Source organism: Escherichia sp. WS1118 (genome assembly GCF_046487695.1).
Classification (GTDB): domain Bacteria; phylum Pseudomonadota; class Gammaproteobacteria; order Enterobacterales; family Enterobacteriaceae; genus Escherichia; species Escherichia coli.
The window spans coordinates 124,026-131,717 of sequence record NZ_JBJQIZ010000011.1 but is presented as its reverse complement, the minus strand read 5'-3'; the positions used below and the strand labels follow the sequence as shown (position 1 = coordinate 131,717).

8 protein-coding genes are annotated in these 7,692 nt (G+C 52.7%); 6 read left to right on the top strand and 2 right to left on the bottom strand.

Annotated elements, in window-relative coordinates; translation table 11 throughout:
* Together ACJHYO_RS18820 and panM are read right to left on the bottom strand one after the other, a co-directional pair.
* A partial coding sequence (locus ACJHYO_RS18820) for a transposase (RefSeq protein ID WP_142461455.1) occupies window positions 1-130 on the bottom strand: 130 nt, incomplete at its 3' end.
* A 165-nt stretch (window positions 131-295) separates the two neighbouring features.
* Window positions 296-679, bottom strand: a complete 384-nt coding sequence (panM, locus tag ACJHYO_RS18815; protein WP_000778796.1) for an aspartate 1-decarboxylase autocleavage activator PanM — start codon at window positions 677-679, stop codon at window positions 296-298.
* A 423-nt stretch (window positions 680-1,102) separates the two neighbouring features.
* On the opposite strand from panM, the gene livK reads away from it, so the two are divergent.
* From livK to ugpB, 6 genes are all read left to right on the top strand, one after another.
* Window positions 1,103-2,212: a high-affinity branched-chain amino acid ABC transporter substrate-binding protein LivK gene (livK, locus tag ACJHYO_RS18810; RefSeq protein ID WP_001332166.1), complete on the top strand. Its 1,110-nt coding sequence runs from the start codon at window positions 1,103-1,105 to the stop codon at window positions 2,210-2,212.
* 47 nt (window positions 2,213-2,259) lie between these two features.
* A complete protein-coding gene (gene livH / locus ACJHYO_RS18805) occupies window positions 2,260-3,186 on the top strand; it encodes a high-affinity branched-chain amino acid ABC transporter permease LivH (RefSeq protein WP_001295101.1) in 927 nt (308 codons plus the stop codon).
* Complete coding sequence (gene livM, locus ACJHYO_RS18800; protein WP_000803800.1) at window positions 3,183-4,460, top strand: branched chain amino acid ABC transporter permease LivM; 1,278 nt, start codon at window positions 3,183-3,185, stop codon at window positions 4,458-4,460. The genes livH and livM overlap by 4 nt, the downstream gene beginning before the upstream one ends.
* Window positions 4,457-5,224 carry a high-affinity branched-chain amino acid ABC transporter ATP-binding protein LivG gene (gene livG, locus ACJHYO_RS18795; protein ID WP_000082101.1) on the top strand — a complete coding sequence of 256 codons (768 nt, stop codon included), beginning with the start codon at window positions 4,457-4,459 and terminating at the stop codon, window positions 5,222-5,224. Before livM ends, livG begins: the two co-directional genes overlap by 4 nt.
* Before the next feature lies 1 nt (window position 5,225).
* Complete coding sequence (livF, locus tag ACJHYO_RS18790) at window positions 5,226-5,939, top strand: high-affinity branched-chain amino acid ABC transporter ATP-binding protein LivF (protein WP_000416895.1); 714 nt, start codon at window positions 5,226-5,228, stop codon at window positions 5,937-5,939.
* Window positions 5,940-6,335: 396 nt separating this feature from the next.
* Window positions 6,336-7,652: a sn-glycerol-3-phosphate ABC transporter substrate-binding protein UgpB gene (gene ugpB / locus ACJHYO_RS18785; protein WP_000803580.1), complete on the top strand. Its 1,317-nt coding sequence runs from the start codon at window positions 6,336-6,338 to the stop codon at window positions 7,650-7,652.
* The last annotated feature ends 40 nt before the right edge of the window (window positions 7,653-7,692 follow it).

Here is a 7,692-nt window from a genome sequence, read left to right as displayed (position 1 = left end):
GAAAAAGATTAATCCAGTGTGAGAGGCTGGTGTGAGAAAGTTGAAAGAGTTTTGCCGTAGAAATGATGCCTGCATGACCAGCCAGGTAATGATTTACAGCGGCAAGTTTTACTTCAAATGAATGTTTCATAAACTGCACCTTCAGATGTCAGATTATGTCCAACATTTGGGGTGCAGTTCAAAACGCCTTATCCGGCCTACAAGATTCAAAGAAATCAGTAAATTGCAGCACACATTGTAGGCCTGATAAGCGTAGCGCATCAGGCAATATCACTTGTGAAATCAAACTTGACGATTAACGCTTCTCCCAGCCACCCTGTTGTGCCGTAAATCCCAGTGCTCGCATAAACGCCGTCATCACGCCGCGATCTTCCACGCCAGCATCCGCCATCCACCAACATGAAACGCCAGGATTGTTACGCAAAACCTCTTCCAGCAGATATTGCCCCACACCGCGACGGCGGGTGACTTCCCTCACACGCAGGGAATCCAGTGCCCCCTCGGTGCCGCTTAAGGTTACCCGCACGGCCGCGAGAAGGCGCTCGTTAAAACGCGCGGCGTAGATACGGTGGTTATCGTCAACCTGTAAAGAGGAAGGGGAATACTCCGGCCAGATCTTTTGCAGGTCAATCCGGTCCTGGTCGCTAAAGTTTTCTAATCGAATGATGGTCAGCTTCATGGGTAACCCGTGTAAATCACAAAAGTGGAACCAGTGTAGCGAAATAATTTAATCGGAGGCTTTCTCTTTTTTAATTCTTTTGGCAGGTGATTAATTTTTTAACAGCAATAATTACAAAGTTAAAACATTAGAGAATGAAAAATACCCAGCATAATCCCCTGAATGGTAGTGAATTATTCCGCCCTTTATGCCGTTATTTTATGCTGACAAAGGCACTTTTTTCTGTTTATCTATCAATAAATTCAGAATATTATCTGTTCTTAATCGACTGAAAAATAGGGATTTTAATCGCTATCATCACAAAATACTGCGCTAAACCCTTAATCAGACAGGTAAAAACAGTGCAGTATAAAAAAAGAACAGTCTGATTTGTTAACACATAAAAACAAAGCAACACAACATCACGAATGGGGATTTTTGACTATGAAACGGAATGCGAAAACTATCATCGCAGGGATGATTGCACTGACAATTTCACACACCGCTATGGCTGACGATATTAAAGTCGCCGTTGTCGGCGCGATGTCCGGCCCGATTGCCCAGTGGGGCGATATGGAATTTAACGGCGCGCGTCAGGCAATTAAAGACATTAATGCCAAAGGGGGAATTAAGGGCGATAAACTGGTTGGCGTGGAATATGACGACGCCTGCGACCCGAAACAAGCCGTTGCGGTCGCCAACAAAATCGTTAACGACGGCATTAAATATGTTATTGGTCATCTGTGTTCCTCCTCTACCCAACCTGCATCAGATATCTATGAAGACGAAGGTATTCTGATGATCTCGCCGGGAGCGACCAATCCGGAGCTGACCCAACGCGGTTATCAATACATCATGCGTACTGCCGGGCTGGACTCTTCCCAGGGGCCAACGGCGGCAAAATACATTCTTGAGACGGTGAAGCCCCAGCGCATCGCCATCATTCACGACAAACAACAGTATGGCGAAGGGCTGGCACGTTCGGTGCAGGACGGGCTGAAAGCGGCTAACGCCAACGTCGTCTTCTTCGACGGCATTACCGCTGGAGAGAAAGATTTCTCCGCGCTGATCGCCCGCCTGAAAAAAGAAAACATCGACTTCGTTTACTACGGCGGTTACTACCCGGAAATGGGGCAGATGCTGCGCCAGGCCCGTTCCGTTGGCCTGAAAACCCAGTTTATGGGGCCGGAAGGTGTCGGTAATGCGTCGCTGTCGAACATTGCCGGTGATGCCGCTGAAGGCATGTTGGTCACCATGCCAAAACGCTATGACCAGGATCCGACAAACCAGGGCATCGTTGATGCGCTGAAAGCCGACAAGAAAGATCCGTCCGGGCCCTATGTCTGGATCACCTACGCGGCGGTGCAATCTCTGGCAACTGCCCTTGAACGTACCGGCAGCGATGAGCCGCTGGCGCTGGTGAAAGATTTAGAAGCTAACGGTGCAAACACCGTAATTGGGCCGCTGAACTGGGATGAAAAAGGCGATCTTAAGGGATTCGATTTTGGTGTCTTCCAGTGGCATGCCGACGGTTCATCCACGGCAGCCAAGTGATCATCCCACCGTTCGTGAAAAACGGGCGGGTTTAGAAAGGTTACCTTATGTCTGAGCAGTTTTTGTATTTCTTGCAGCAGATGTTTAACGGCGTCACGCTGGGCAGTACCTACGCGCTGATAGCCATCGGCTACACCATGGTTTACGGCATTATCGGCATGATCAACTTCGCCCACGGCGAGGTTTACATGATTGGCAGCTACGTCTCCTTTATGATCATCGCCGCACTGATGATGCTGGGCATTGATACCGGCTGGCTGCTGGTGGTGGCGGGATTCGTCGGCGCAATCGTCATTGCCAGCGCCTACGGCTGGAGTATCGAACGGGTAGCCTATCGCCCGGTGCGCAACTCTAAGCGCCTGATTGCACTCATCTCGGCAATCGGTATGTCTATCTTCCTGCAAAACTACGTTAGCCTGACCGAAGGTTCGCGCGACGTGGCGCTGCCCAGCCTGTTTAACGGTCAGTGGGTAGTGGGTCATAGCGAAAACTTCTCTGCCTCTATTACTACCATGCAGGCGGTTATCTGGATTGTCACCTTCCTCGCCATGCTGGCACTGACGATTTTCATTCGCTATTCCCGTATGGGGCGAGCCTGCCGTGCCTGCGCGGAAGATCTGAAAATGGCGAGCCTGCTTGGCATCAACACCGATCGGGTGATTGCGCTGACCTTTGTGATTGGCGCGGCGATGGCGGCAGTGGCGGGCGTGCTGCTCGGTCAGTTCTACGGCGTAATTAACCCTTACATCGGCTTTATGGCCGGGATGAAAGCCTTTACCGCTGCGGTGCTCGGTGGGATTGGCAGCATTCCGGGGGCGATGATTGGCGGGCTGATCCTGGGGATTGCGGAGGCGCTCTCTTCTGCCTATCTGAGTACGGAATATAAAGATGTGGTCTCATTCGCCCTGCTGATCCTGGTGCTGCTGGTGATGCCGACCGGTATTCTGGGTCGCCCGGAGGTAGAGAAAGTATGAAACCGATGCATATTGCAATGGCGCTGCTCTCTGCCGCTATGTTCTTTGTGCTGGCGGGCGTCTTTATGGGCGTGCAACTGGAGCTGGATGGCACCAAACTGGTGGTCGACACGGCTTCAGACATCCGTTGGCAGTGGGTGTTTATCGGCACTGCGGTGGTCTTTTTCTTCCAGCTTTTGCGACCTGCTTTCCAGAAAGGGCTAAAAAGCGTTTCCGGGCCGAAGTTTATTCTGCCCGCGATTGATGGCTCCACGGTGAAGCAGAAACTGTTCCTCGTGGCGCTGCTGGTGCTTGCGGTGGCGTGGCCGTTTATGGTGTCGCGTGGGACGGTGGATATCGCCACTCTGACCATGATCTACATTATTCTCGGTCTCGGGCTGAACGTGGTTGTTGGTCTTTCTGGTCTGCTGGTGCTGGGATACGGCGGCTTTTACGCCATCGGCGCTTACACTTTTGCGCTGCTCAATCACTATTACGGTCTGGGCTTCTGGACCTGTCTGCCGATTGCCGGGTTGATGGCGGCGGCGGCGGGCTTCCTGCTCGGTTTTCCGGTGCTGCGTCTGCGCGGTGACTATCTGGCGATCGTTACCCTCGGGTTCGGCGAAATTGTGCGCATATTGCTGCTCAATAACACCGAAATTACCGGCGGACCGAACGGTATCAGTCAGATTCCGAAACCGACGCTCTTCGGACTCGAGTTCAGCCGTACCGCCCGCGAAGGCGGCTGGGACACGTTCAGCAATTTCTTTGGCCTGAAATACGATCCCTCCGATCGCGTCATCTTCCTCTACCTGGTGGCGTTGCTGCTGGTGGTGTTAAGCCTGTTTGTCATTAACCGCCTGCTGCGGATGCCGCTGGGGCGTGCGTGGGAAGCGTTGCGTGAAGATGAAATCGCTTGTCGTTCGCTGGGCTTAAGCCCGCGTCGTATCAAGCTGACTGCCTTTACCATCAGCGCTGCGTTTGCCGGTTTTGCTGGAACGTTGTTTGCTGCGCGCCAGGGCTTTGTCAGCCCTGAATCCTTCACTTTTGCCGAATCGGCGTTTGTGCTGGCGATAGTGGTGCTCGGCGGTATGGGCTCGCAATTTGCAGTGATTCTGGCGGCTGTTTTGCTGGTGGTATCGCGCGAGTTGATGCGTGATTTCAACGAATACAGCATGTTAATGCTCGGTGGTTTGATGGTGCTGATGATGATCTGGCGTCCGCAGGGCTTGCTGCCCATGACGCGCCCGCAACTCAAGCTGAAAAACGGCGCAGCAAAAGGAGAGCAGGCATGAGTCAGCCATTATTATCTGTTAACGGCCTGATGATGCGCTTCGGCGGCCTGCTGGCGGTGAACAACGTCAATCTTGAACTGTACCCGCAGGAGATCGTCTCGTTAATCGGCCCTAACGGTGCCGGAAAAACCACGGTCTTCAACTGCCTGACCGGATTCTATAAACCCACCGGCGGTACCATTTTACTGCGCGATCAGCACCTGGAAGGTTTACCGGGGCAGCAAATTGCCCGCATGGGCGTGGTGCGCACCTTCCAGCATGTACGTCTGTTCCGTGAAATGACGGTGATTGAAAACCTGCTGGTGGCACAGCATCAGCAACTGAAAACTGGGCTGTTCTCCGGCCTGTTGAAAACCCCCTCTTTCCGTCGCGCCCAGAGCGAAGCGCTCGACCGCGCCGCTACCTGGCTTGAGCGCATTGGTTTGTTGGAACATGCCAACCGTCAGGCGAGTAACCTGGCCTATGGTGACCAGCGTCGTCTGGAGATTGCCCGCTGTATGGTGACGCAGCCGGAGATTTTAATGCTCGACGAACCGGCAGCAGGTCTTAACCCGAAAGAGACGAAAGAGCTGGATGAGCTGATTGCCGAACTGCGTAACCATCACAACACCACTATCTTATTGATTGAACACGATATGAAGCTGGTGATGGGGATTTCAGACAGAATTTACGTGGTCAATCAGGGGACGCCGCTGGCAAACGGTACACCGGAGCAGATCCGTAATAACCCGGACGTGATCCGTGCCTATTTAGGTGAGGCATAAGATGGAAAAAGTCATGTTGTCCTTTGACAAAGTCAGCGCCCACTACGGCAAAATCCAGGCGCTGCATGAGGTGAGCCTGCATATCAATCAGGGCGAGATTGTCACCCTCATTGGCGCGAACGGGGCGGGGAAAACCACCTTGCTCGGCACGTTATGCGGCGATCCGCGCGCCACCAGCGGGCGAATTGTGTTTGATGATAAAGACATTACCGACTGGCAGACGGCGAAAATCATGCGCGAAGCGGTAGCGATTGTCCCGGAAGGGCGTCGTGTCTTCTCGCGGATGACGGTGGAAGAGAACCTGGCGATGGGCGGCTTTTTTGCCGAACGCGACCAGTTCCAGGAGCGCATAAAGTGGGTCTATGAACTGTTTCCACGTCTGCATGAGCGCCGTGTTCAGCGAGCGGGCACTATGTCTGGCGGTGAACAGCAGATGCTGGCGATTGGTCGCGCGCTGATGAGCAACCCGCGTTTGTTGTTGCTTGATGAGCCATCGCTCGGGCTGGCACCGATTATCATCCAGCAAATTTTCGACACCATCGAACAACTGCGCGAGCAGGGGATGACCATCTTCCTTGTCGAGCAGAACGCCAACCAGGCGCTAAAGCTGGCGGATCGCGGCTACGTGCTGGAAAACGGTCATGTAGTGCTCTCCGATACCGGCGACGCGCTGCTGGCGAATGAAGCGGTGAGAAGTGCGTATTTAGGCGGGTAATAACACGTTGATTGATAAGGAGTCAAAAGACTCCTTTGAGACAGGTGACAAATGTAAAATTGCCTGATGCGCTGCGCTTATCAGGCCTACTGGGTGAGTTGCAATATATTGAATTTGCACGATCTTGTAGGCCGGATAAGGCGTTTACGCCGCATCCGGCATGAAACGATGAGTAATCTGTAGAGTTTGATTCAGACCTTCTATTTTTCCGCTTATCCGTGCCCCATCTCCCATTTTCCCTCGCCCGCGCCGTCACCGCCTTGTCATCTTTCTGACACCTTACTATCTTAAAAATGTAACAAAATAGTTATTTTTCTGTAATTCGAGCATGTCATGTTACTCCGCGAGCATAAAACGCGTGAATTCGCGCATTCGGTACAACAAGAGAGATAATCAATGAAACCGTTACGTTATACAGCTTCAGCACTGGCGCTCGGACTGGCTTTAATGGCAAATGCGCAGGCAGTGACGACCATTCCGTTCTGGCATTCTATGGAAGGGGAACTGGGTAAAGAGGTGGATTCTCTGGCCCAACGTTTTAACGCCGAAAACCCGGATTACAAAATTGTACCGACCTATAAAGGCAACTACGAACAGAATTTAAGCGCGGGGATTGCCGCATTTCGTACCGGCAACGCTCCGGCTATTTTGCAGGTTTATGAAGTTGGCACCGCCACCATGATGGCGTCGAAAGCCATTAAACCGGTGTATGACGTATTTAAAGAGGCAGGGATTCAATTCGATGAGTCGCAGTTTGTGCCGACGGTTTCAGGCTATTACTCCGACAGCAAAACCGGCCACTTACTCTCCCAGCCGTTCAACAGCTCGACTCCCGTTCTCTATTACAACAAAGACGCCTTCAAGAAAGCAGGATTAGACCCGGAACAGCCGCCGAAAACCTGGCAGGATCTGGCGGACTATGCCGCAAAACTAAAAGCCTCCGGCATGAAGTGCGGCTACGCCAGCGGCTGGCAGGGCTGGATCCAACTGGAAAACTTTAGCGCCTGGAACGGTCTGCCGTTTGCCAGCAAAAACAACGGCTTTGACGGCACAGACGCGGTGCTTGAGTTCAACAAGCCGGAGCAGGTGAAACACATCGCCATGCTCGAAGAGATGAACAAGAAGGGCGATTTCAGCTACGTTGGGCGTAAGGATGAATCCACCGAGAAGTTCTATAACGGTGATTGCGCGATGACTACCGCCTCTTCCGGTTCTCTTGCCAACATTCGCGAGTACGCCAAATTTAACTATGGCGTAGGCATGATGCCTTACGACGCCGATGCGAAAGACGCGCCGCAAAACGCCATTATCGGCGGAGCCAGTCTATGGGTAATGCAGGGTAAAGATAAAGAAACCTACACCGGCGTGGCGAAGTTCCTCGACTTCCTCGCAAAGCCAGAAAACGCTGCCGAGTGGCATCAGAAAACCGGCTATCTGCCAATCACTAAAGCGGCGTATGACCTGACCCGTGAGCAGGGCTTTTACGAGAAAAACCCAGGAGCGGATATTGCCACGCGTCAGATGCTGAACAAGCCACCGTTGCCGTTCACCAAAGGTTTGCGTCTGGGCAACATGCCGCAGATCCGCGTGATTGTGGATGAAGAGCTGGAGAGCGTGTGGACCGGTAAGAAGACACCACAGCAGGCGCTGGATACTGCCGTTGAGCGTGGGAACCAGTTACTGCGCCGCTTTGAGAAATCGACGAAGTCTTAATCAGTGTAATGTCGGATGCGTTTCGCTTATCTGACCTGGC

Excerpts from the sequence above, each read along its gene's own strand:
- panM (WP_000778796.1), bottom strand. The coding sequence starts at position 679 with ATGAAGCTGACCATCATTCGATTAGAAAACTTTAGCGACCAGGACCGG.
- livK (WP_001332166.1), top strand. The coding sequence starts at position 1,103 with ATGAAACGGAATGCGAAAACTATCATCGCAGGGATGATTGCACTGACA.
- livH (WP_001295101.1), top strand. The coding sequence starts at position 2,260 with ATGTCTGAGCAGTTTTTGTATTTCTTGCAGCAGATGTTTAACGGCGTC.
- livM (WP_000803800.1), top strand. The coding sequence starts at position 3,183 with ATGAAACCGATGCATATTGCAATGGCGCTGCTCTCTGCCGCTATGTTC.
- livG (WP_000082101.1), top strand. The coding sequence starts at position 4,457 with ATGAGTCAGCCATTATTATCTGTTAACGGCCTGATGATGCGCTTCGGC.
- livF (WP_000416895.1), top strand. The coding sequence starts at position 5,226 with ATGGAAAAAGTCATGTTGTCCTTTGACAAAGTCAGCGCCCACTACGGC.
- ugpB (WP_000803580.1), top strand. The coding sequence starts at position 6,336 with ATGAAACCGTTACGTTATACAGCTTCAGCACTGGCGCTCGGACTGGCT.